Annotated in this window: 22 protein-coding genes; 16 read left to right on the top strand and 6 right to left on the bottom strand. The window is 59.4% G+C overall.

The window, feature by feature from the left end:
- Positions 1-115: 115 nt before the first annotated feature.
- On the bottom strand, positions 116-688 hold the full coding sequence (locus tag BLP65_RS11320) for an NnrU family protein (RefSeq protein ID WP_092997032.1): 573 nt from the start codon (positions 686-688) through the stop codon (positions 116-118).
- Between the two features lie 257 nt (positions 689-945).
- Here BLP65_RS11320 and BLP65_RS11315 point away from each other — a divergent pair, with 257 nt between their 5' ends.
- From BLP65_RS11315 to BLP65_RS11295, 5 genes are all read left to right on the top strand, one after another.
- Positions 946-1,788 (top strand): helix-turn-helix domain-containing protein, encoded by an 843-nt coding sequence (locus BLP65_RS11315; RefSeq protein WP_175452543.1) that lies wholly within the window; start codon positions 946-948, stop codon positions 1,786-1,788.
- Positions 1,789-2,045: 257 nt separating this feature from the next.
- Positions 2,046-3,071, top strand: coding sequence for a hypothetical protein (locus BLP65_RS11310; RefSeq protein WP_139181492.1), 1,026 nt, complete (start codon positions 2,046-2,048; stop codon positions 3,069-3,071).
- A 248-nt stretch (positions 3,072-3,319) separates the two neighbouring features.
- A complete protein-coding gene (locus tag BLP65_RS11305) occupies positions 3,320-4,036 on the top strand; it encodes an outer membrane protein assembly factor BamB family protein (protein ID WP_175452542.1) in 717 nt (238 codons plus the stop codon).
- 360 nt (positions 4,037-4,396) lie between these two features.
- Positions 4,397-5,476: a hypothetical protein gene (locus BLP65_RS11300; RefSeq protein ID WP_139181491.1), complete on the top strand. Its 1,080-nt coding sequence runs from the start codon at positions 4,397-4,399 to the stop codon at positions 5,474-5,476.
- 612 nt (positions 5,477-6,088) lie between these two features.
- Entirely contained in the window at positions 6,089-6,451 is a 363-nt protein-coding gene (locus BLP65_RS11295; RefSeq protein WP_092997016.1) for a hypothetical protein, read from the top strand.
- A 15-nt stretch (positions 6,452-6,466) separates the two neighbouring features.
- Here BLP65_RS11295 and BLP65_RS11290 read toward each other — a convergent pair whose 3' ends face one another.
- The 4 genes from BLP65_RS11290 to BLP65_RS11275 all read right to left on the bottom strand — a co-directional run bounded on the left by BLP65_RS11290 (position 6,467) and on the right by BLP65_RS11275 (position 10,043).
- Positions 6,467-7,486 (bottom strand): AIR synthase family protein, encoded by a 1,020-nt coding sequence (locus tag BLP65_RS11290; protein ID WP_092997013.1) that lies wholly within the window; start codon positions 7,484-7,486, stop codon positions 6,467-6,469.
- Positions 7,487-7,613: 127 nt separating this feature from the next.
- Positions 7,614-7,916 carry a carboxymuconolactone decarboxylase family protein gene (locus BLP65_RS11285; protein ID WP_175452541.1) on the bottom strand — a complete coding sequence of 101 codons (303 nt, stop codon included), beginning with the start codon at positions 7,914-7,916 and terminating at the stop codon, positions 7,614-7,616.
- 227 nt (positions 7,917-8,143) lie between these two features.
- Positions 8,144-9,445, bottom strand: coding sequence for an FCSD flavin-binding domain-containing protein (locus BLP65_RS11280; protein WP_092997007.1), 1,302 nt, complete (start codon positions 9,443-9,445; stop codon positions 8,144-8,146).
- 13 nt (positions 9,446-9,458) lie between these two features.
- Positions 9,459-10,043: a c-type cytochrome gene (locus tag BLP65_RS11275; protein WP_092997004.1), complete on the bottom strand. Its 585-nt coding sequence runs from the start codon at positions 10,041-10,043 to the stop codon at positions 9,459-9,461.
- Positions 10,044-10,267: 224 nt separating this feature from the next.
- On the opposite strand from BLP65_RS11275, the gene BLP65_RS11270 reads away from it, so the two are divergent.
- From BLP65_RS11270 to BLP65_RS11260, 3 genes are all read left to right on the top strand, one after another.
- Positions 10,268-10,741: a hypothetical protein gene (locus BLP65_RS11270; RefSeq protein WP_092997001.1), complete on the top strand. Its 474-nt coding sequence runs from the start codon at positions 10,268-10,270 to the stop codon at positions 10,739-10,741.
- 105 nt (positions 10,742-10,846) lie between these two features.
- Complete coding sequence (locus tag BLP65_RS11265) at positions 10,847-11,125, top strand: RNA recognition motif domain-containing protein (RefSeq protein ID WP_092996998.1); 279 nt, start codon at positions 10,847-10,849, stop codon at positions 11,123-11,125.
- The gene (locus BLP65_RS11260; protein ID WP_092996995.1) at positions 11,118-11,333 is read left to right on the top strand and encodes a VF530 family protein; all 216 of its coding nucleotides are present in this window, start codon (positions 11,118-11,120) and stop codon (positions 11,331-11,333) included. Before BLP65_RS11265 ends, BLP65_RS11260 begins: the two co-directional genes overlap by 8 nt.
- 22 nt (positions 11,334-11,355) lie before the next feature.
- On the opposite strand, the gene BLP65_RS11255 is transcribed toward BLP65_RS11260, so the two are convergent.
- Positions 11,356-12,510: a PQQ-dependent sugar dehydrogenase gene (locus tag BLP65_RS11255; RefSeq protein WP_092996991.1), complete on the bottom strand. Its 1,155-nt coding sequence runs from the start codon at positions 12,508-12,510 to the stop codon at positions 11,356-11,358.
- 239 nt (positions 12,511-12,749) lie between these two features.
- Here BLP65_RS11255 and BLP65_RS11250 point away from each other — a divergent pair, with 239 nt between their 5' ends.
- The 8 genes from BLP65_RS11250 to BLP65_RS11215 all read left to right on the top strand — a co-directional run bounded on the left by BLP65_RS11250 (position 12,750) and on the right by BLP65_RS11215 (position 23,858).
- Positions 12,750-13,274, top strand: coding sequence for a DsrE family protein (locus BLP65_RS11250; RefSeq protein WP_092996988.1), 525 nt, complete (start codon positions 12,750-12,752; stop codon positions 13,272-13,274).
- Between the two features lie 231 nt (positions 13,275-13,505).
- On the top strand, positions 13,506-13,709 hold the full coding sequence (locus tag BLP65_RS11245; protein WP_092996985.1) for a cold-shock protein: 204 nt from the start codon (positions 13,506-13,508) through the stop codon (positions 13,707-13,709).
- Between the two features lie 296 nt (positions 13,710-14,005).
- Positions 14,006-16,894, top strand: coding sequence for a chemotaxis protein CheB (locus BLP65_RS11240; RefSeq protein ID WP_175452540.1), 2,889 nt, complete (start codon positions 14,006-14,008; stop codon positions 16,892-16,894).
- A 26-nt stretch (positions 16,895-16,920) separates the two neighbouring features.
- Positions 16,921-18,162 (top strand): sensor histidine kinase, encoded by a 1,242-nt coding sequence (locus BLP65_RS11235; RefSeq protein WP_092996979.1) that lies wholly within the window; start codon positions 16,921-16,923, stop codon positions 18,160-18,162.
- Positions 18,163-18,204: 42 nt separating this feature from the next.
- Positions 18,205-19,788, top strand: coding sequence for a glutamate synthase-related protein (locus BLP65_RS11230; protein ID WP_092996975.1), 1,584 nt, complete (start codon positions 18,205-18,207; stop codon positions 19,786-19,788).
- A 160-nt stretch (positions 19,789-19,948) separates the two neighbouring features.
- Positions 19,949-20,953 (top strand): SDR family oxidoreductase, encoded by a 1,005-nt coding sequence (locus BLP65_RS11225; RefSeq protein ID WP_092996972.1) that lies wholly within the window; start codon positions 19,949-19,951, stop codon positions 20,951-20,953.
- Between the two features lie 22 nt (positions 20,954-20,975).
- Complete coding sequence (locus BLP65_RS11220; protein ID WP_139181490.1) at positions 20,976-22,022, top strand: endonuclease/exonuclease/phosphatase family protein; 1,047 nt, start codon at positions 20,976-20,978, stop codon at positions 22,020-22,022.
- An 87-nt stretch (positions 22,023-22,109) separates the two neighbouring features.
- Positions 22,110-23,858 carry an FAD-dependent oxidoreductase gene (locus BLP65_RS11215; RefSeq protein WP_217631971.1) on the top strand — a complete coding sequence of 583 codons (1,749 nt, stop codon included), beginning with the start codon at positions 22,110-22,112 and terminating at the stop codon, positions 23,856-23,858.
- The last annotated feature ends 40 nt before the right edge of the window (positions 23,859-23,898 follow it).

Below are 23,898 nucleotides of genomic sequence, written 5' to 3'. Positions count from 1 at the left end.
GTTTTTGGGGACAAAATGGGGCGTTTAAGGCTGAAATCTACCACAAAAATCCGAGGTTTTGGTGTCTGATCAGCAGGTTGGCTTGGTCCGACCCTCTTTGTCTTTGAACCGGTGCTCAACCCATCAGCGGTACACCGATGAGCCAGCCGTGCAGGCCGAACAGGAAGGCGGCGTAGATGCCGAGCCCGCCCACCACGGCGATGATGTCGTTGGCCGCTGTGGCGGGCAGTTCGGGTAACGGGCGCTGGATGCGTCGACGCATGGAGATGAGGTCGGCGACGGCCCAGATGAAAAAGGTTCCGAACAGCAGCAGGTCGGCAAGCATGCCGTTGGCGAGCAGATGGCCGCCGGCCCAGATGATGGTCGCCCACAGCATCGGGTGTCGGGTGAGGGCCCGGATGTGCCCGGGGGCATAAGTGGCGATCAGCAGGGGAAAGATCGGGAGCATCAGCAACCAGTTGAGATGGTTTGCCCACAGCGGCGGTAGATAGAGGATGGTCGGGTCCGTCCTGGCCATGCCGTAGCCCTGGATGATCAGTACCAGACCAACGATGGCGATAATCGAGTAGATACCCTTCCAGATTGGTTCGCCCAGACGTTCGGCCATACGGTTGCGCCACGGTTCATTGACGATAGAGACCGTGTGCGGGACAAAAAACAGTATGAGACCTGCAATGAATATCAGCATGCGGGTAGCTCCTGTGCGGCTTGTACTTCCTGATGTCCTTCTCTACAGCTTCGCTCCGAGCTGCGGAATTGTCACCCCGATTGGCCTCCAGGATCGATCTCATTGAAGGGTCGACGAGGATTCACCATGAAACCTCAAGGTTGTGTCGACATTTTTTCATCGGCGTGGGTGTGATAGAAAAGGCCCATTGCAAGTAGATATTGCAACCACCGATTGGAGACTAACAGCAGGTCGCAGACATGCCGGAGAGCGCGAAAATGGAAGATGAACCCCAATTGTGCCATCAGGAATACCCTCCTTCGAAATATCTCCTTCCGTTTGTTCGCCGGATTCTGCACAGCTACGGTCCCGAGGGTGCTTCCACCACCATTGCTGTCCCGCCCACCGGAGCGCATTACATCACCCACGTTTACAATGCCCCGATGCGGATGAGTTTCTCTGATGTTTGCTGGAGTCGATGTCCTGAGTTGTTTGTTGGTGGACAGTTGAAGAACGAAATGCCCGTTGCGGAAACTGCGCAGAACAGCGAGCTGTTAGGCATTGAGTTTCAGCCCACCGGGTTTTATCGGCTCTTTAAACGGGTCTGCAGTACCTTTACCGATTGCATCACCGACTTTCTTGAAATTGCTCCCGATGGTGGCGAATTGCTTGAGACGCTTCCCGCGCAGGTGGAGGTCACCAACAAGATCAACACGCTAGAGTGCTTCCTCTCGCGCTTTGTGGAGGATGCGGTGGAAACTCCACGGGTCGACCATGCAGTAGCCTTGATCGAGCAGTCTGATGGTTGTATCAGGATGGAAGATCTTGCCAAGCGGTGTCATTGGACCCCCAAGCAGATGTACCGGCAATTCGTCAGGACTGTGGGAGTGGGCCCCAAGCCGTTTGCAAAGATCGTGCAGATCAATCGGGTAGTCACGCATATGCTGACACAAAACAGCGAGGGGTTGCAGGAAGCAGCGTTACGCTGTGGCTACTACGACCAGGCACACTTTATCCATGACTTCCAGCGGCTGATCGGCACCAATCCGCTCGCTTTCCTGCACCACCCGGATCCGTTTCTGAAGAACTATCTTGGCCGGGCGGCATCGCTATCCGGCTGAACTTGTGTGGCCGCGTTCGCGGCCACACCTCCAAGTTTCCGCGCTACGCAAGTCCAGATCTGTCCGATTTTTACAATACCTCCCCCCTTCTGAACGCTAACTTCGTCCATTGACGGCCCGCACGGCTCCCATGCGCCAACTACCAGGGTTTCCATGGTATGGCAGGAGTGAACTGAAGCGCGAAGACAGGAAATGAAATACCGAGTCGAATGAGCTTCGGTGTCTTTGCAGCGGGATGAATTCGGTAATCGCAGGAGATGGAGAACCCTATGCAAAAAAAATCATACTTGATGCTGTTTCCCTTGTTGCTACTCGGGCTGCACGGCTGTGGTGGCGGAAGCAGTGGCGGGGATGATACCGATATGGACAGTGGTGGCGGCACGGATGCAACTGCTAAAGTCACCGATGACAACGCTCTTGCTGCCGCCCAGGAAGCCACTCGTGGCGCCGGTGGTGCGGGCTCTGCCGGTGATGAATTGAGTAGCGCCACAGACGAGCTTGCCAGTATTTCCGGTGATGCCGAGGAGAAAATAGCCAGGACCAGTGTCGTTTCCGCGGATTGTCCAGGTGGCGGTACTCTCGAAGCCACCGCGTTAAACAATACCAGTGGAAGTTCCACTATCGAATATGTTGCCACTAATTGCGATACAGGCGGTAGCGAGCCTTTCAATGGCGTGATGGTGCTTACGGTCGGCGAGTGGGATGAGTTTCCCAATGGTGGTATCGAGAGTTTAATCGAAACGGATAATGGCGCCTTCACGGGCAATGGGTGCAGTTTCGAGGGCGCATTCGGCTGGAGGATCTACACCGAGATGCCAGACACCCTGCCTGATGGTGATTACCTGTTCGTATTCGAATACGGGACTACTTCCGATCACGGTTTCTCGGTGGAGTGCGACACGGGCGCCGACTTCTCGCTCAATGCAGACGCTTCGGTCCGCAATTCCTTTTCCTATACCGTCAGTGGAAGCACTTACTCCAACTATTCCAATACGGTAACCGTGGGCGGGAGCTTCGAATCGCCCGACGGCGAGGGCACCCTTTTGTTGAGTGCCGAAGACCTCAGCTATCCGGTTGATGAGAATAATGAATCCCTTTACGGCGATTCGGGAGAAGTGTGCCCGGATGGTGGTTCCATCACGGTAACCGGTGCGGACAACACTGAAGTGGCCGTTTACTTCGGCGACGACGCGCCGGATCCCCATGAGGTGCAGGTGATTGGTCCCGATGGTTACACCGCTGAGTTCCAGACCTGTAACGACTTCCTGACTGCCACCCCATAGCAGACTGGGCTCGGCGAACGCGGGATCGTTCGCCGAGCCGCCGACATAAGCAACCCACAGGTATAGCACTGGTCCGGCTGGGCCGGCATTCGTGAGTGCGCCCGAACGCACCAGCAAAATGAAAAAGGGAGCATCAACATGAAATGTGATTCCAATAAACTGGGCACGATCCGGCTGTACCTGCTCACAAGTGGTCACCTCGTCGCCCTCGACGCGCCGTGGCCGGCACGGTGAAGTGGGAGCACCCCGTGGACACGACGGATTCATCCATAAACTACAACGCACCCTCCGGAGTGGTCACCATCGACAACGGTATCGCCTACTACCTGGCTCCGGATGATTCACATCTCTACGTCTACTTCGTGGACCTGTCCGGACCCACGCAAAACTGGCGCGAGGATGTCTCAGGCGGGTTTTTCTACCTGGTGAAAACCGACCCGGTTGTCGCGAACGGGAAACTCTACTACGTCGTGGCCGATAGCGGATACTCCAGCGCCGAACACCGCCTCCGCGCGTTCGATCTGCAGAGCAGGACCGAAGTCATCGACGTGGTTCTACCCGACGGCGTGCAATCCGATGCGATGGCGGTGACCGATCAGGGAGTTTATATCGTCAGGGATAGCTTCGCGCTCGTAGCGTTCGACGCCGAGGACGGGACACAGCTGTGGGACTCGGGGGACCTGTGGTACGAAGACCCCGAATCCGGCAACAACCTGCCAACCTACCCCGTGACCAACGGCGTCCCCATCGTGGTCGGCGACACCGTTTACCTGGCGGCAAGCGAGAGTCTCAAGACGTTCCTCTATGGCTTCGATCCGTTGAACGGTGACAAAAAGTGGACTACGGCCATTTTCACCGACGGGGCCAGCAAGGGACCGATAGGGTACGCAAATGGAACGGTGTTCATAACCGGCGACGAGGTATGGGCACTTAACGACGATACCGCGGCTGAAAGTTGCTGGTAGACGGGGTGTTTGGTGGGGAAATTGGATCGTGATAAGGGCTGCCACCCCGGGTTAGTTCGATCGGGATAGCGTCCCGCATGGTTCTCCCGCGCGATTGTTCGTGCCGGGCAGGGAACCGGTGTACGCAATATCAGGCCGGATTCAACCATCAGGACAACAAGGGGGTAACATTTGTGTGTGGCAACTTCATTCGACTATTGGTATGCGGTCTGTTTGCCGTGGCACTTGCCGCCTGTGGCGGTGGGGGCGGCGGTGACAGTGATGAGAACTCGTCCGTTGAAAGTAGCAGCGACTGGGACCGGATGGTCTGGGACCAGGATCATTGGAACTGAATAAATTCAATAATAGAAAGGGGCAATCATGAGCAAGCCTATACCGCTGTTGATTACCTGCGGGGTAATACTCTTGTTGATGTCGCATGCCGCCCGTGCGGGTCAGGTCAGCGTACCGCACAGCTTCCAGGCGGATACCCCGGCGGTCGCCGCCGAGGTCAACGCGAACTTCGATGCTGTCGCCACGGAAGTCAACGACAATGACACCCGCACGACAACTAATGCGGACGCGATCGCGGATCTGCAAGCGGCGGTCGACACCTTGCAAAATGAGGTCAATACCGCCAAGGACACCATTACGCAACTGGAATCGGATCTGAATGATGCCAACGCCACCATCGCGACACTGGAAAGCGAGGTCGCGACGCATGACTCCCAAATCAGCGGCATCAACAACAGCCATGTCATGGACCTGGAACCCTATCTTACGGTGGACACCGTTTCCGACAACCGCGGCCCGCTGGTACGCCTCATGGGCGTCAACCTGCAACTGGTCAACGGCGCGGGGCAGACCGACAGTATCAACGGCCTGGGCAACTTCATTGTCGGCTACGATGCCGCGCGTGATGCGGGGGATCCGATCTGCAGCGACGGTTCGTACGCTGATCCGACCAGTTGCGAGAATGCCGGTAAAACCTGGGCGCAAAGTCACAAGTCCGGCTCTCATAATATCGTTGGTGGGTCTAAAAACAGCTATTCCAGTTATGGCGGTCTCGTGGTCGGCAGTAACAACGCCATTCATCGCTTGCATGCCTCCGTCAGTGGTGGGGAGCGAAACACCTCCAGCGGAAAATACAGCAGCGTCAGCGGAGGAAGGTACCACACCGCCAGCGGGGACTTCAGCAGCGTCAGCGGTGGTGCAATGAACACCGCCAGTGGGGAGTACAGCAGCGTCAGCGGAGGAGAGACCAATACCGCCAACGGGGACTTCAGCAGTATTAGCGGGGGAGCTTTTAATTACGCCGGCGGGCAATCCAGCAGCGTCAGCGGTGGATATCTCAACACCGCCAGCGAGAGAGAAAGTAGCGTCAGCGGCGGTGACGAAGTAACGGCGGCAGACATGTATGGCTGGGCGGCGGGCAGCTCAGGCACCTACACCGACCCATAAATAGGTAACGGCACAGTAAATGATTTACTGGTGACCTCGTCCCTCGGAACTCGCCGAAGGACGAGGACGCTGGCCGGCCTGTTTGACGCGGGCGATTAGCTGGACTGCTTGATACAGTGTTTGGCGCGCAGGGTATGGGGCTTGAGTTCTCTGGGCAGGTCGAGGTATTCACTCAGCATGATGATTATCAGCGGCGAGGGAATTTTAGGGAGAGGATTAATTTTAGGGTCGGACCAGCGTAAGCGATTGATACCAATTCATTAATTCACGATATCCTTCATCCTTTTGTACTTAGAAGGCCGTTTTTGTAGTCGAAATTGACCGTATAAGTGGCTGAGGGCTCGCGCAGCTAGGGGATTTCTTATCGACCTGCACGCCTCGTGAATCCGCCTCTTCTCCGAGCCGGGCCTGGATGTCCTGCAAAGCTCGCGAGTCACGCTGCCCAAAAGCAAAAGTCCATTTGCGGCCGGAAGACGGGCGCTCTGTCTGGCGCACTTCAAGGTCGACAGACCGGTCGTGCGACCTCAGGTATTCGATATCACCTGCAGCCGGTTTCTCTCGTTGGCGTCAGTGTGGTAGAAGGGGGTTCGATCCCCAGCGAGGATATACCTTATGAAATCGATGCCTTTCCTGGTGTTTGCCGTCGCAGCAGTTCTCTCTGCCTCGGCTGCGCTGGCCGACACCCTATCGATAGCCGATGTGCATGCCAACCGCTCGGAACTTGGCGGCAAGCAGGTCTCTGTGGTGGGTGAAGTGGTGAAGGTGAACAACGGCATCATGAAGCGCAATTTCGTTCACGTTCAGGACGAGGGCGCTCCGGCCGGGGCCGAACCGCTGACCTTCACCAGTCAGCAGACGGCCAATGTCGGTGACCGGGTGCGTGCCACCGGTACCGTCAAGCTCGATACGGATTTTGGCATGGGTTACTTCTATCCCACGCTCGTTGAAGAGTCGACCATCGAACCGGTCGAATAGGGGAAAAGGAGCGCATTAGCCGCCCCGATTTTCCAACAGACGAGCCAGCTCGTCGCGCTCGGGCATTGGCCAGGGCACATAGCCATCATTCGTGAGCCGCTCCAGGCCTGCCGGACCCTCGCCCACCGTACCGATGTCGGCACAGGCGATCCCCTCCGACAGGAGAGCCGCTTTGATGCGGGCGGCATCTTCCGGGGCTGCAGTCACCAGCAGCGCTCCCGAGGCGATGGTCGCCAACGGGTCGATGTTCATGCTGCTGCAGATTTGCCGTGACAGTTCCGGGATCGGAACGGCTGCCGGGTCGACGGCAAGGTGGCGGTTACTGGCTTCGGCAAGTTCCCACAGGGCCGTGATCAGTCCCCCCTCGGTGGGGTCGTGCATGGCGGTGACTTGCGCGGCTGCGGTGGCGATTCGGGCATCCGCCGTGACGCTGATTCCGGGCTGGTGGGCGAAGGCCCGTGCAGCAGCGGCGACCTTGCTGCCCAGCTTTCTTGTCAGCTCTTCTGCCATCTCCCGGCCAATGATCGCCGTGCCCTCGATTGGGACACCTTTGGTGAGCAGGATCCGATCGCCGGGGCGAGCCCCGCGGGGCGTAATCAGTTGCCCCTCTTCAACCTCTCCCAGTAGTGCACCGACGGCAATGGGCCGGTCGAGGCCCGAGGTAATCTCCGTATGCCCGCCCACCAGGGCAATACCGAGTTCCCGGCAGGAGCGATTGATCTGATCCATCAGGTCGCTCACCAGGGCGAGGTCCGACTTTTGCTCGGGTAACAGCAGGGTGACCAGAAGCCAGCGGGGGCGGGCACCGGTGGTTGCGACGTCGTTGGCGTTGACCGAGACCAGGTAATGGCCGAGTCCATCGCTTGTGAGGGTGACCGGGTCGGACTTGGCGATCAGAAGCCGGTCGCCAAAGCGCAATACGGCGCAATCCATGCCGATCCCGGGGCCGACAACGATGTCGGGATCGTCGAGGGGTATTCGGCCCAGCAGCTCGCCAAGGATGTTGGGTGGCAGTTTCCCGAGCAGGAAAGGCATAGCATTGAAGATCGTTGGTCGAATCTGAAAACGTCGCTTGGGAGCGGCGAATCCGGGCAACCCACCCGTAGGGAATCCATGCGTCTCGTGCCGGATCGGGGAGTCCCCCGCTCCGGCACGAGCAGATTTACTGTTCGATGTAGGTCTTGGCGGTACGCATCCCGTGCAGGGTGACAGTGAAGCCGGCAATCCCGGTCGCTTGCAGCACTGCGTGATAGATTTCCCCGGGGCTTGCGCCTGCCTTTTGCGCCTGTGAGACGTGGGATACCAGACTGCCCTCATGTTCCTGCGCAGCGGCGATACCCACCTTGATCAACTCGACCGTTTTCTTGTCTAGCGGGCCATCGTGATCACAGGTATTCCGCAGATTCTCGTAGGCTGCCCAGGCATTCGGAAAGTCGTCCTTGAAATCGTCCAGTGTCTTGTGCACAGCGATAACCTCCAGGTTGTGAACAAGTCTCTTTTCCTCTTTCCATAGTAGTTCAGTGCTGCGAGTCCGCTTCCCGAGTACGGCAGCGAAATGCTCGATTTGGGGCGCATACGGAAGAGCCGATGGCCCGGGGGCGGGCGAGGGGAGCTGGAAAACCGCTGTCTTTCGGGTCTGTCATGAAAAACGGGGCCCGCAGGCCCCGTTCCGTTCCGCTCTGGCAGCTGGAATCAGCTGTACATGTCGTCCGTGATATTACGGAACCAGCCGTGAGCGTACCGGGATTCCCGCTTCAGTGCCTCATCGCTGGCGTCGGAGGGCGTGAGTCCACCGGCACCCTTCACCTTGACGATTTGGTTGTTGGCTTCATCGAAGGCGTAAACCACGGAGACCGACATCCCGTAATCCTTGCCCACGATGCTGTAACAGGTATTCATGTAGGAAGGATCACCCGGCTCCCGGTCATTGAGCATGTCCGAGATGGCCATTGCGCAGACCTTGGCCTGTACATTGGCGCTATAGCCGGACTTGGGCATGCCGGCAGAGATGGAGGCGTCGCCCAACACGTGGATATTGGGGTGGATCAGCGACTCGAAGGTCTTTTTGTTGATTGGACACCAGTCACCCTTGGTTAGCCCGGCGGTGAAGGCCAGTTTGCCGGCCTTCTGGGGCGGGATAACGTTGATGACGTCGCCTTTGAAGGACTCGACCGCGCCCTGAACCGTCATGCTACGGGCATCCACGCCCTCGATCTTGCCCCCGGCTGCGCCGGAAACCCATTCGATCATGGAGTTGTCGGTGCCGTAGCCGTAAAGCCTTTTCCAGCCCTGGGTGAACAGACCTTGTTTGGAGAACTTGTCTTTCGGGTCGAGGACCAGGATCTTCGAACTGGGCTTGTTGTGTTTCAGGTAGTGGGCGATCTGGCTGGCCCGCTCGTAAGGCCCCGGCGGACAGCGGAACGGGTTGGTGGGCGGTACGATGATTACCGTTCCTCCATCACGCATCGCCTCGAGCTGTTTGCGAAGGGTGACGGTCTGGGGACCGGCTTTCCAGGCGTGCGGAATGTTTTCGGCGACTTGTGCGTTGTAGCCGTTGATGGCTTCCCACTTGAAGTCGACGCCCGGGGAGACAACGGCCCGGTCATAGTTGAAGGTATCACCGCCCTTGGTGGTTATCGTTCGGGATTCCGGATCGATCGCGGTGACGAGATCGTGCACGACCCGAATGCCGCGCTTGCGAAGACCGTCGAACCCGAAGGCGATGGAGTCGATGGAGCGCTCTCCGGAGAGTACTTCGTTACTCATGAAGCAGGTGTGATAGGTGCGGTTGGGCTCGATAAGTGTGACATCCACATTCGGGTCGAGCATGGTCAGGTACTTGGCTGCCGTGGCCCCACCCGGGCCGCCGCCTACAACCACCACCTTCTTCGCGGCCATCGAGCTTTTGTTCGGGCCCGCGCAGGCGCCGAGTGTGCCGAGTGCGACGGCTCCGCCGGACAACTTGAGAAAATTACGCCGATCAATTGTATTCATACTGTCCTCCCCCTTATTTCTGGCTGGCGTAGTAGTGCAGAATGGTATCCAGCCCATCCGGACCATGCTCCTTGAGCAGGCTCTTCACGCGCCGCGCCATCTTTTTGGGTGTCTCCCGATGCCCTTCCTTGAAGTCGGCCATCGAGTAGTTGAGGTAGAGCATGGATTGACCGGCCAGGACGGCACTGGTTTCGGAGTCGAGGCCGCCGTCTTCGTGGCACTTCTCGCAGTAGTCTTCGTGCAGCGTTGCGCCGAGTTTCGCCTTTACCGGCGAATACTCCTGCTCCATGGGACGCGCCGGTTGTTTGGCGAAAAACTCGGCCATTTTCTGGATCTGGTCATCCGAATAGCCTTTGGCGATACGGTCCATCACCGTCACATTGCGATCGCCATTCTTGAAGGCTTGCATGCTATCGACGAAATACTCGGGATCGGCCCCTGCGATGGAGGGGGTGAAGGCTATGCTGGAACCGTTGGTTCCATGACAGGCGGCACAGGTTTGGGCCAGCATCTCCGGCGAGGGCCCGCTTGCCAGGGTGGTGGTACTCAACGCAATTCCCCCTGCGAGTACCATCTTCAGTGTTCGCTTCAGCGACATTGATGATCTCCTTTGTCTTGTTTTTTTGGTAGTACCGGTACGACCGTTCTGGAACGCACCTGCTCTGAGTATCCCTTTAATTTGTATGTTAAACAACTGTGCCTATGCAATCGTCTCGCCTGTCCCGGGCCCTGGCCGTGTGGCGGAAGGCGGTTGCGGATGAACACCGGCTGTGGATTTGTCCATACTGGGGCATAAGGACTAGTGATCGGAGGAGGTTCGACATGGAAACTCGGCGGCCCAGCCTGGCGGAAGTGGTGGTTCCGGGATTACTCGCGGGGGTCCTGTTCTCGGTCGCTGCGGCCCTGTTCGGGCGGCGCGACAGCGGTAGCGCCGTAGCGGCCCTCAATGCTCCCGGTCACGTCATCTGGGGTGAGTCGGCCCTTGACGAGCGGCGATTTTCGTATCGGCACACACTCCCGGGCGTGGTCATCAATCTGGGCGCAGGCCTCTTTTGGGCAGCGGTGATGCTGACGCTCTTTCGCGGGAGCACACACCGGGGTCTTCGCGGAGCACTGCTTGCCGGTACCAGCGCGTCTTTGCTGGCCTGGATCATTGACTACCACGTCCTCCCGCGGCGGCTCAGTCCGGGTATCCAGGAGCGGGTTTCAGGGGGCTCGCTGCTGGCCATTCATGGCCTGTTCGGGCTTGGACTGGCTATGGGCGCTCGGCTGGTCGGCCCGCCGAACAGGCGCTAGCGGTTGCGATTTCCGTTTTACTGCCAGGCGGTATTTACGGGTGGGTTCGGGTAAGCTAAACGGCTGTTGGCCCGCCTTCCCCATCGGATGACTTCGGTACCGCTAATGAAACTTTTGATTCGCAACCTCGCCCGTACCACCACAGAGAACGAGCTCAGGGAGCTGTTCGAGGCCTACGGAAGCGTGCAGTCCTGCTCGCTGGTCATGGACAAACAGACCGGTAACTCGAAAGGCTTTGGGTTCGTGGAGATGCCAAGGCCCGGTGAGGCCAAGGCGGCGATGAAAAACCTCAACGGCACCATGCTGGCCGGTCAACCGATTCGGGTGAAAAAGGCCGAGATCAAACCGGAAAAGGGCGATACGGATGGCGGCACCGATGAGTGAAGAGCGTCACCGGGACCCGTTACATGGTGTGACGCTGGAGATGATGCTCACACGGCTGGTGGAGGAGTACGGCTGGGAAGAGTTGGGTCGACGCATCAAGATCAAATGCTTTACCAAGGACCCGAGTATCTCCTCCAGTCTGAAATTCCTGCGCCGTACTCCCTGGGCCAGGGAGAAGGTCGAGAGGCTTTATCTCCGAAGCCGGTGATGCCGGGTAGTCGAAGCGGTAGCTACTCCGCCGGTTCCAGACGTATCAGTTGTCCCGGATTGTGGTCGGTCACAATCCACAGATAGCCGTCGGGCCCCTCGGCCACATCCCGGATTCGCATTTCTTCGCTCTCCAGTAGCCGCTCTTCGCCGGTGACTTCGTTTCCCGCCACTTGCAGGCGTACCAGTGCGCGTCCGGCGAGTGCACCGAGGAAGAGATCCCCCTCCCAGTTCGGGAATCGATCGCCGGTATAGAAGGCCATGCCTGACGGTGCGATTGAGGTCGGAGCCCAGTGATAAAGCGGTGGCTCCATGCCTTCCTGCTGGCTCGGGCCGATGGGAGTGCCGTCGTAATTGGTGCCGTGGGTGATCTCGGGCCAGCCGTAGTTGAGTCCGGCACGGATGAGATTGACTTCGTCGCCGCCCTGCGGCCCGTGCTCATGGCTCCATATATCGCCACTGAACGGGTTGCGGGTGAGTCCCTGGGGGTTCCGGTGGCCGATGCTGAACAGTTCGGATCGGGCATCCGGTGCAGAGAAGAATGGGTTATCGGCAGGTACGCGCCCATCATCATGGATGCGAATGATCGAGCCGACGTGGTCGAGCCGGTCCTGGGCTTGAGCGCGGTCGCCCCTCTCTCCCAGGCTGATGTAGAGAAAGTTCTGGCTGTCGAAAGCGAGACGGGAGCCGAAGTGTTTGCTGCTGTCCCGGTAGGGTTCGGCCTCGAAGATGGTCAGTAACTCCGACAACGCGCCGTTTTCATACCGGGCCCGTGTTACCCGGGTGGTCTGCTCCGAATCGGTGCCCGCGCTGTAGGAGAAGTAGATGAGCCGGTTGTTGGCGAAGTCGGGGTGCGCCTCGACATCGAGCAGTCCTCCCTGCCCGCCGACCCATACTTCCGGCAATCCGGTGACCGGCTGCTCGACCAGATTGCCATCTTGAATGAGCCGCAACCGGCCGGGGCGCTCGGTCACCAGAATGTCGCCGTCGGTCAGGAAAGCGAGAGCCCAGGGGTTCTCCAGTCCGTCGGCTACCGGCGTCATCATGATCGAGTGCGTGGCATCATCAGGGCTGGTCTTTCCGTCGTCATCGACAGCAGTAGCGCCTCCGCCGCCGCCTACACAAGCGATGAGTGAGAAAAAACAGGCCATAACCAGAACGGGTCTGCCGAATTCCATGCGTACTCCTGAATTCCTTTTCCGAATCGCTAATTCCCATGTTAGCCGAGTTGCTGCCCCCCGTCGTCGAGTCGGGGCAGTCGGCCCGAGATAGATGTCCCTCGTCGCGGGTTTCGGCTATCTTGTCAGAGTCCCGGGTCCACTCTGATAAAAAACCAACATTGAGGCCCTGCGTGAGCAAAGGGCGCCCGGCACGAAGCAGGTAGTGCATCAATGATCGGATACTCACAGGAGGCGATATGAAAGTGTTACCGACCGGCCGGGTTTCCGGGCGTGGCGGATTGTTGACCGCCGTACTGCTCCTGGTTTTCGCAACGAGCTGGATTCCGGGACGAGCGATGGCTGCGGATTTCTCCGATGGTGTGGTCAAGGTCGTATACCACGCCGATTTTGCCGACTCGCGCCGTTTCAGCGCCATGCTGACCAGCATCAACAACATGGTGACCCACTACCAGAATGAATTGGTCGACTACGACGTGCGGATCGTGTTCGTCGCGCACGGTATTCGTTTTCTCACCGATGACAAGCTGGTCGACACCCCCTTCGCTGAGGATGCCGAACTGGCGGAGCGTCGGGAGAGCATCAAGGGCCGGCTGCTCTCACTGAGCGATCGGGGCGTGAAGCTGGAGTTGTGTAATATTACCCGCACCCAGACCGGAGTCTCTGAAGACAAGCTCTACGAGCCGGTTGCAGCAGTCCCTTCCGGGGTCGTGCGGCTCGCCGAGTTGCAATCGGAAGGTTTCGCGTATCTGAAGGCTGAATAGGGCATCAACAGGCACATGGAGGTGCCGGGCCCCTCTCGGCTTTGGCCGTTTTGGATATTGTCTGAAAATAGTTCTGGCATTCACTCGGAAATGGGCCTATAGTTCTGCTTGCTACAGATATTGTTAATTGGTAATTTCAGCAGTGCCTCACAGATACTCCTCGAATCACCTCTTCATTACCTGTACGCACAACTCTCTCTATATATTTGATATTTAAAGGTAAAGATTACTATGTCTACAGGTACCGTGAAGTGGTTCAACGAATCCAAGGGCTTTGGCTTCATCTCTCAGGATGATGGCGGCGCAGACGTTTTCGTTCACTTCAGTGCAATCCAGGGCTCAGGCTTTAAAACCCTGGCCGAAGGTCAGCCGGTTAGCTTCACCCTGGAAAATGGTCCCAAGGGTCCCCAGGCCAGCAACGTTACTCCTCAATAAGACGTTGCTGACCGGCTGAGCCGAAACGCGCCACGCGCGCGTTCCGCGCTCGCCAACTAAGGACGGGCCGATGCCCCGCCCTCCAATTGTGGAGGATCCGGGGCTCGGCCCGTTTTTTATGGACACTGTTTCGTATTAAGCTATTCCCTGGAGCGAGCGGAAAGAGTCAAAAACGTCTGCCATGTTGCTGGATGTGGATTCGTTCGTCACGGATGTGGTTAAAGCCATCTCACTCCCCACTCGTCGTCACGGCAAACATGGGGGTTTTGACGCACGGCTTTGGGGGACTCGAGAAGATGAACACAGAAACCGAGCGAGCGGACCACCACGAGGCCGGCGCGGACATCCCGGTGGTCGGTATTGGTGCGTCCGCCGGTGGCCTCAGCGCTTACCGCGAGCTGTTGCAGGCCCTGCCGAATGACACCGGAATGGGCTTCGTGCTGGTCCAGCATCTGGCTCCGGGGCATCGGAGTATCCTGTCGGAGCTGCTGCAGCATGAGACCGATCTGCCTGTGCGGCAGGTCACCGAGGGCGTCGAAGTTGAACCTGATCATATTTATGTGATTCCACCGGGTCACTACATCGACCTTTCGGAGGGTCGACTTCACCTGCTGCCCGAAACACAGCAGATTCCGTCGGATCGTATCGATCGTTTCTTCCGCTCCCTGGCGAGGGACCGGGGCAGTATCGCCATTGGTGTAGTCCTTTCCGGCGCCGGTCACGATGGTGCCGCCGGGCTCCAGGTAATCCGTGCTGCCGGCGGCCTGGTCTTCGTTCAGGACCCTCAATCCGCCACCCAGCCGGCCATGCCGCAGAATGCCGCGCAAATGGGGGTCGACGGCGTGCTGCCCCCCGGAGAAATCGCCAAAGAGCTGGCTCGTGTCGCTCGTCACCCCTATCTACGTAAACCCGGGCAGCTTGAGCTGGAAAAAAAGGTCGCGGGCGGGAACCTGTCCGACCTGTTCGAGCTCATCCGGAGCCGCACCGGTCACGACCTCTCCGGCTACAAGGACGCCACTATCTTGCGCCGGGTCCGGCGGCATATGGTATCGAGGCATTGTGAGCGTTTGCCGGATTACGTGGCTCTGCTCAAATGCGAACCGAACGAGGTGGATGCCCTGTTCCGGGACATTCTCATCAACGTCACCGAGTTTTTCCGTGAGCCGGAGAGCTTTGAGGCGCTGCAGGAGAAGGTATTTCCCTCCCTGTTCGAGGAACGACAGGAAAATGCGCCGTTGCGTATCTGGATCCCTGCCTGCTCCACTGGCGAGGAGGTCTACTCGGTGCTGATCAGCTTGCTGGAATTCCTGGGCGATGAGGCCTACAACATCCCCATCCAGATCTTTGCCAGCGACTTGGATGCCGAGGCGATCAGGCAGGCCCGGCGTGCCGTCTATTCCGAGCAGGCGGTGAAGAAACTCTCCAGCAGCCAGTTGCAGCGTTTTTTCGTTCACACTCCCGAGGGTTACGAGGTGATAACGCCTTTGCGTAACCTGTGCGTCTTCGCTGCACACAATCTGTTGAGCGACCCGCCCTTTTCCCATCTCGACCTCGTCTGCTGCCGCAATCTCCTGATCTATCTTCAGCCGGTGATGCAGGAACGGGCCCTGCAGGTGATCCACTACGCCCTGGACCCCAACCGTTTTCTGCTCCTGGGCCGTTCGGAGAGTACCGCACGTGCGGCGGACCTGTTCTCGGTGGTCGACACCCACAACAAGGTCTATCGCAAGAGGGCGACGGCAAACCGGGTCCACTACAGCAGCCAGTCACTCGGCCATACGGCGGCCTTGGAAGAGCCCCAGAGCGGCTCCGTACCCGCCGAACGCACATCGTGGAGTCCGGAGCAGCTTGCGGACCGTTGCCTGCTCGATCAGTTCGCGCCGCCGGCGGTGGTCGTCACCGGGACCGGGCAGGTGTGTCATTTTCGGGGGCGTCGTACCGGCCAATACCTGCAGCCGGCCCCCGGCGCTGCAAGTCTGAATCTTTTGAAACTGGTAAGGGGGGACCTGGTCGTGCCCCTGCGCAGCCTGCTCCATCAGGTGGTCAAGACCGGACAGGCCGGCCGCAAGGAGCATGTCTCGCTCCACAATAAGGGCGACGGTGAATGGGTCGACCTGGCGATTCGGCCGCTGGAGACACCGGAGGGGGTTTCGACCTATTACCTGGTGGTGTTCGAGCCGGTGCGGGTTCAGCGCCAGGCCGTGCCGCAGAGCGGCGCCGAGGTATCGGATGCCCGAGTCGCCGAGCTGGAGGACGAGTTGGCCGAGACCCGCGAGTATCTGCAATCGATGCTCGATGAGCAGGAGCAGGTCAATGAGCAACTGCGCATTGCCCACGAGGAGGTCCTCTCCAGCAACGAGGAACTGCAGAGCAATAACGAAGAGGTGGAAACCAGCCGCGAGGAGCTGCAGTCCACCAATGAAGAGCTGGCGACCGTTAATCAGGAGCTGGAGTCGCGCAACCGGGAGCTGGGTCAACTCAATGCCGACCTGCAGAACTTGCTGACCTGCGTGAGTATCCCGGTCGTGATGCTTAACGGCGATCTGCGCATCCGCTATTTCACGCCCACGGCTGAGGAGGTACTCAATCTCATTCCGGGGGATATCGGCCGGCCGATCAGCGACATCCGCGCCAAGGTGGCGGTGCCGGACCTGCAGAGTCTGGCGCACCGGGTCATGGATACCGTCACTCCGGCCACCCGTGAGGTCGAGGGCGAGAGTGGACGGCTCTATTACGTCAAAATACGGCCCTACAAGACTCAGGATAACCGCATTGACGGGGTCGTGCTGGCCTATGTCGATATCACCCATCTCAAGGACATGGCCACGGCTCGTCGCCGCGCGGGCATGATGCACGAAACCAGCGATGCCATCGCAGTCGTCGAATTGGATGGGCATATTATCGCCTGGAACCATGCCGCCGAGAGGCTGTACGGGTATAGCGAAGAGGAGGCGGTCGGCATGAGCATTTTCGACGTTTACCTGGACGATGCTCATGAAGCATTGCGCGAAGCCCTCCAGCGTACCGGGCACAACACAGAGGATCAGCAGTTCCGGGTAGATTGCCTTTCTCGTGACGGACATCGCCAAACAGTGGATTTGACCCTTTCGCCGCTGCGCAATACCACCGATACTCCCGTCGCTGTGGTGACCGCTGAACCGGCCGTCGATTTCAATCGCACATAGCCGGGACCCGATTGAGGTACGGATTTATGTCGAAGCGCCATCCGGAAAACGAGAGCGAGCACGGCCGAAGTCCGTCCCAATGGGAATTGATAGAGGCGCAGAATCGCGAACTGCGTGAGGTTCAGCGGGTTCTTGAGGAGACCCGCGAACGCTACGCCGACCTTTACGATTATGCCCCGGTCGGTTACATCACCCTGGACCGGCTCGGCCAGGTCCTGGAGATCAATCTCACTGCGGCTGCCATGCTCGGCGTCGAGCGCGAACACCTGCTCGGGCAACCGCTGTCGCCGCATATCGCCCTAGGCGACTCGACCGCCTTTTTTAGCCATCTCAGGAAAACCCTGGATTCGGACCAGATCACGGCCACGGAATTGCGTCTGCGAAAAAAGGATCGCACGGAGTTCGACGCCTTGCTGGAAAGCGTGTCAGATCGCAGTGGCCGGTCTCCGGAAAGCTGCCGTACCATGCTGCTCGACATCTCCGATCGCAAGCGTACCGAAAACGCGCTGGCTCACAGTCGTGCTGTATTGGAGGACCGGGCGCGTCAGTTGGCGCACGTCAATAACGAACTGCGCAGTTTTTCGCATATGCTCTCCCACGACCTCAAGGCGCCTCTTCGCGCCATGTCCAACCTGGCTACGGTGGTGGAAGAGGATTACGGCCAAAGCCTGGCTCCCGAGGCTCGGCAGTATCTGCACATGCTGCGTGATCGTGCCCGACAGGCGGATGAGCTGATCAATCGCGTATTGGCTTTCTCCAGGGCCGATAATCCCGATGCCGGTACCGAACGCATCGACGTAGCGGCGCTGATAAAGGAAGTTTTTGCCGAGATGGGCGATGCCGCGTACGGATTCCGAATCGAAATCGGTGAGTCGGTGCCTACTCTTGAGGCTGAACGCCTGCCCTTGCGTCAGACGCTGGTCAACCTGATCGGCAATACCATTCAGCACCACGACCGGGATAGTGGGCGCATCCGAATCGATGCCCGGGAACAGGGTGATTTCTTCGAGTTCACCGTTACCGATGACGGCCCCGGGATACATCAGGCACAGCAGGAGGGGATCTTCGACATGTTTCGCTCCTTTGATCAGGGTAATGGCACCAGTAGCGGCATGGGGCTAGGTCTGGTACGTAAACTGGTTGCCAGTCGCGGCGGTAGCATCCGTGTGGAGTCCGACCCTGAGCAACGCGGCACCACCTTTCGCTTCACTTGGCCAAGGCAGCCACCGCCGGATGCGGATTCGACCCCCGCTGGCGGATGCTGTTAGATTGCGGAAAGGCCGTTTCGGCCTGTCTTCAAGGTGATTTTCATGGCGAACTGGCAACCGGTATGTCATCTCGATGAACTCGAGGAGCATAAGGGACACGAGGTGTGGGTCAACGGCAGACCTCTGGCGCTGTTCCTTCAGGGCCACAAGGTGCATGCCCTTGACGACCGCTGTCCTCACCGGGAGGGGCAGTTGTCACAAGGCGAGGTGCGGGATGGTGATGCGATCTGTCCGTTGCACGGCTGGAATTTCGATCTCGAGACAGGGATCTCGCCCTACAACCCCGGCGATCGGATTTCGGTCTTTCCCGTTCGCCTCGAGGAGGGGCGGGTGCTGGTGGATGCGGATGCGGTGCCGCCGCTGCCTCCTTCGACCTTTGAAGGCTATCAGGCGCGCTGGCGCCGCTGGTCGGATGATACCCGCGGCAAGGCGGAAATCCGCAAGCTGGCCAAGGGCAAAGGCCCGACGGTTGAGGCCATGGGTTCGGAGGCCACCGACCTGTCATCGTTCCCCGGTTTCGATCATTTTCACCTTAGCCCTGCGCAATTGCACCGGTTGCCGCGGCTGGCGGATGAGCCGATCGATACCCGGGTGGTGATTGGCGCGGGAGCCGATAAACCGCTCGAAATCGCACTGCCCGCCTTCGTCTCGCATATGTCCTTCGGAGCGCTCTCGCGGGAAGCCAAGATCGCGCTGGCGACCGGCGCACGGCGCGCCGGGACGCTGATTGGTTCGGGAGAGGGCGGCATGTTGCCCGAGGAGCGTGGAGCCGCCGGACTCTATCTTCTGGAGATGGCGAGTGGATACTTCGGCTGGAACGAAGAAACCATGGCGCTGGCAGACGGTTTCGAGTTCAAGTTGGGCCAGTCCGCCAAGCCGGGCCTCGGCGGTGAACTCCCGGGCAGCAAGGTCTCCGACGAGATTGCCAGCGTTCGCGGCATCCAGCCCGGGCATGCCGCGCACTCGCCGGGCCGCTTCCCCGACCTGCCCGACCTGGCTGCGTTTGCTGCACGTGTGCAACACCTCCGTGCGCTTTTTCCCGACAAGCCGATTGGTATCAAGCTGGTTGCCGGCGATATCGAAGCCGACATCAACGCGGCACTGTCGCTTGCGCCCGACTTCATCACTCTCGACGGTTTCGGCGGCGGTACCGGGGCGGCGCCGGTGGCGGTTCGCGACCACTTTGGCATGCCCCTGGTGCAAGCACTGCCGCTCGCACGGCGAATAGTGGATATCCATAACCGCAGCCATCCGGAAAGAAGGGTATCCCTCATCGCGACCGGAGGTATTCGCACGCCGGCGGACATCATGAAAGCGAAGGCGCTGGGGGCCGATGCCTGCGCGCTGGCCACCGGAGCCCTGTTTGCCCTCGGCTGTGAGTACTATCGGGCATGCGATAGCGGACACTGCCCAACGGGCGTCGCGACTCAGGATCCTGTGCTGCGCGAGCGGATCGATCCTGAGGCAGGCGCGGGGCGGGTGGCGAATTTCTTTCAGGGCACGCAGGCGCTTCTCGAAATGTATCTGCGCGCAATGGGATACCACGAAATCGGTCAAGTCAGTACCCGCGATCTGATCCCGCTCAGTGCCGAGGCCCGCACGATCCTCGAAACGGCCGAATGTTGATTTTGTAACGCCGGGGGTGAGCCGCCGCGAGGATTCGGAACGGATACCGGTCAGCATCTACTGCTCTCGTCCGGTGGTGGACAGTTTCGGTTGACCAGCTAATTTCAGGACAAATGCGGGGCTTTGGTTGCGGTGTTTCATCCAGCCACGGGAGGTGTGTATGGCTCAGGGACGGGAAGAGCAATTCCGGCAGGCGGCGGAGAAAGCGGCTGAACGGCAGAGGAACATCCAGCGCGCGATGGACGAGCACGACCAGCGATCCAAAGGCGGCGGAAACCGGGATTCGGCAATACAGGCCGGTTCTCATGGCTACCCGGAGCCTCCCCTTCCAGAGCAGCACCTCGAGAAACCGGGTCCCGAATCGGAGTTGGATCCACGGCCGGAATATTTGGCGCCGGAGTACAAGGGAAGTGGCAAGCTACGGGGTATGAAGGCGCTGATTACCGGTGGCGATTCCGGCATCGGGCGCGCAGTAGCCGTACTTTTCGCCAGGGAAGAGGCCGATATCGCCATCCTCTACCTCAATGAGGATGAGGATGCACGGGAGACGAAGAGCGCCGTGGAGAACGAGGGAGGAAAGTGCCTGGAGATCGCTGGCGATGTCAAGGCCCCGGCGTTCTGTCGCTATGCGGTCGAGCGTACCCTGGAGGAGTATGGCCAGTTGGACATACTGGTCAACAACGCGGCATTTCAGGAGCATGCCGCGTCCCTGGAAGAGATCAGCGAGGAGCATTTCGACGAGACGCTGCGCACCAACCTCTACGGTTACTTCCATATGGCCAAGGCGGCCGTGCCGCACCTGAAGCCGGGTAGCTCGATAATCAATACCGGCTCCGAGACCGGTATTTTCGGCCAGCCTGTCCTGCTCGATTACTCCCTGACCAAAGGTGGCATTCACGCCTTTACCAAGGCGCTGGCCACGAACCTGATCCCCAAAGAGATCCGGGTGAACGCCGTTGCCCCCGGTCCGGTGTGGACACCCCTGAACCCCGCCGACCGGCCGCCGGGCACGCTTTCGAAGTTCGGTGCCACCACCGACATGAAACGTCCCGCACAGCCGGAGGAGGTGTCCCCGGCTTATGTATTCCTGGCCGCCCCCTCGTGTTCAGGCTACATCACGGGAACGGTGATTCCGGTCATGGGTGGCGTGACCGGTAGCGCCTGATTGGGCGATTCAGGAAAAACAGGTGGCAGGGGTACTCCATAGTTTGGGCCTGGCGCTGGTTGTCGCGGTGGTTTTGCCCTGGATCCGCCAGGGTGATTGGTGGATTCGCATCTTTGATTTCCCCCGTCTGCAGCTTGCAGCACTTGGGCTGACCACATTGCTCGGCTACCGTTTTGTCGCCCCTTCGGTCGCGAGTTACGGCGTGCAATTCCTTCTGATTCTCGCCGTGTTCTATCAATTCCACCGCATTCGTCCCTTCACCCGTTTTGGTCCCTTGCAGGTGCAGTGGGCAGACCCCGGCGATCCGGCGGCCACAAGACTGCGTGTGATTATCGCCAACGTGCTGATGCCGAACCGGCAGGCGGAAACCCTGTTATCGCTGGTCGCGAGGCATGAGCCCGATCTCTTTTTGGCCGTGGAGACGGATGAATGGTGGCAATCGCAATTGGATACCATTCAGGGCAGCTATCCATACGCCGTCCGCTACCCACTACCGAATACATACGGGATGCTGCTCTATTCACGTTATCCCCTGACTCGGCCTGAGGTGAGATTTCTCATCGAAGATGACGTGCCCTCCATCAACACGGTAGTGGAATTGCCCGGCGGGCCCGGCATTCACTTTCATGCGCTCCACCCGAGGCCGCCCAGACCGACCAAGCGTCAGGACTCAACCAACCGCGATGCCGAACTGGTAACGATCGGGCAGCAGGTCGCGAGACAGCAGGGCCCGGTCGTCGTGGCTGGCGACTTGAATGACGTGGCATGGTCATACACTACCGATCTCTTTCAGCGCATTAGCGGCCTGCTTGATCCGAGGCGGGGCCGCGGTATGTACAACAGCTTTCACGCAGGTATCCCTTTTCTGCGTTTTCCTCTGGACCATCTCTTTCATTCGAAGCATTTTCGGCTCGTTCGACTGGAACGGCTGGACAAGTTCGGGTCTGATCATTTTCCGATACTGGTCGAGTTGGCCTTTCGGCAGGATGCCGCACGAAGCCAGACTTCGCCGGATGTCGACAGCGATGACCACGACCTTGCACGTGAGTTACGGAAGCGGGCCCGGTAGTACACAAAGCTCCCGGCCTGCGCGGCAGGCGGCGGCATCGCGTCTACAGTCTCGGTATCAATTCATGAAGGGAACCGGAGAAAGATCGTGTCGCAGAAACCTACAAGGATCGTCGTCGTCGGCGGCGTGGCCGCTGGAATGTCGGCGGCGGCCCGGGCACGTCGCCTCGACGAGCGCGCACAGATCATCGTGTTCGAGAAAGATCGTTACGTCTCGTTCGCCAACTGCGGGCTGCCGTACCACATCAGTGGCGATATCCGCGATCGCGAAGACCTGCTGGTGGTCACCCCGGATGACCTCTCTCGTCGCCTGAATCTCGAGGTCTACACCGAGCACGAGGTCATCCGCATCGACCGGGTGGCCAAGACCGTGAAGGTGAGAGATCAGCGCAACGACAGCGTGCTCAAGGAGCACTACGATAAACTGATCCTCGCCACCGGAGCGACGCCTCTGCGCCCCTCGATGCCCGGAGTTGATCACCCCTACATTTTCACCCTGCGAAATATCCCGGACATGGACGCCATCAAAGCGGTCGTGGATGCCGGGGTCTTCAGTGCCATCGTGGTGGGGGGTGGCTATATCGGTGTGGAGATGGCAGAGGCACTGCGGCGCCGCGGACTGCGGGTGGACCTGGTCGAGCAGTCGGATCAAATCATGGCCTCCCTGGACCCGGAGATGTCGCGTGACCTCGCTTATCACATGGAGAGTTACGGCGTGCATGTCACCCTCGGCAAGGGGGTACGTGAGTTTCGTGGTGAAGACGGGCGGGTCGAGGTGCGGCTGGATGAAGATGACGTGCGTTTTGCCGATATGGCGATCCTGGCGGTCGGGGTGCGGCCGGAGGTGAAGCTGGCCCGGGAGGCTGGCCTGGAGATCGGCCGGTGCGGGGGTATCCGTGTCGATGTGCACATGCGCACCTCCGATCCCTCCATTTATGCCGCCGGTGATGCGGTCGAGGTGCGTGATGCGATCACCGGCGAATGGACTCTGATGCCGCTCGCGGGTCCGGCCAACCGCCAGGGCCGCATCGCGGCGGACCACATCTTTGGCCGCGAAAGCCGCTACAGGAGGAGTCAGGGGAGTTCCATCCTCAAGGTGTTCGACATGACCGGCGGCGGCACCGGTGTGTCGGAAAAGAGTCTGCGCCGGGCGGGTATCCATTACCGAAAGGTCTATGTGCACCCCAATGGCCACGCCGCCTACTACCCGGGAACACACCCGATGCACCTAAAGCTGCTTTTTACGGCAGACAGCGGTCATCTGCTCGGCGCCCAGGCGGTCGGCTTTGACGGTGTGGACAAACGCATCGATGTGCTGGCCACTGCGATCCATGCTGGTATGACCGTCTACGACCTGGAAGAGCTCGAACTCTCCTACGCCCCGCCCTACGGTTCGGCCAAGGACCCGGTGAATATCGCCGGTTTCGTGGCCGCCAACCTTTTACGGGGGGATGTGACACCCTGGTACGCGGAGGAGTGGCCGGCGCTTGCGGAACAGGGTGGTGTGCTAATCGACTTGCGCACAGCGAAGGAATTCGCCGCCTGGAGCATTCCGGGGGCGATCAATATTCCTATCGGCGAGCTCCGTGGCCGCATCGATGAACTCGACGAATATCGGGACAATGGCCTTTATCTCTACTGTCTGTCCGGTTTTCGCAGTTATCTCGGTGTACGACAGCTCACCCAGAACGGTTTCAAACGGGTCTACAACCTGAGCGGTGGTGTGAAGACTTTCATGGCCTATCATCATAATCCGCTGGTCTCCGGTCGCCCCGGCGGGCCCTGGATTTCCTACGCCGAAGACCGTGCCGGTGGGCCGGGCATATCGGTTATTTGATGCGGGGTGAACTCCCCGCAAGCAGGCTGTAACCGGAGTC

The sequence above is a fragment of the Thiohalomonas denitrificans genome (genome assembly GCF_900102855.1).
GTDB classification, from domain to species: Bacteria; Pseudomonadota; Gammaproteobacteria; order Thiohalomonadales; family Thiohalomonadaceae; genus Thiohalomonas; species Thiohalomonas denitrificans.
Note: the sequence above shows the minus strand (reverse complement) of the source record. Positions and strands in the feature narration are given on the sequence as shown.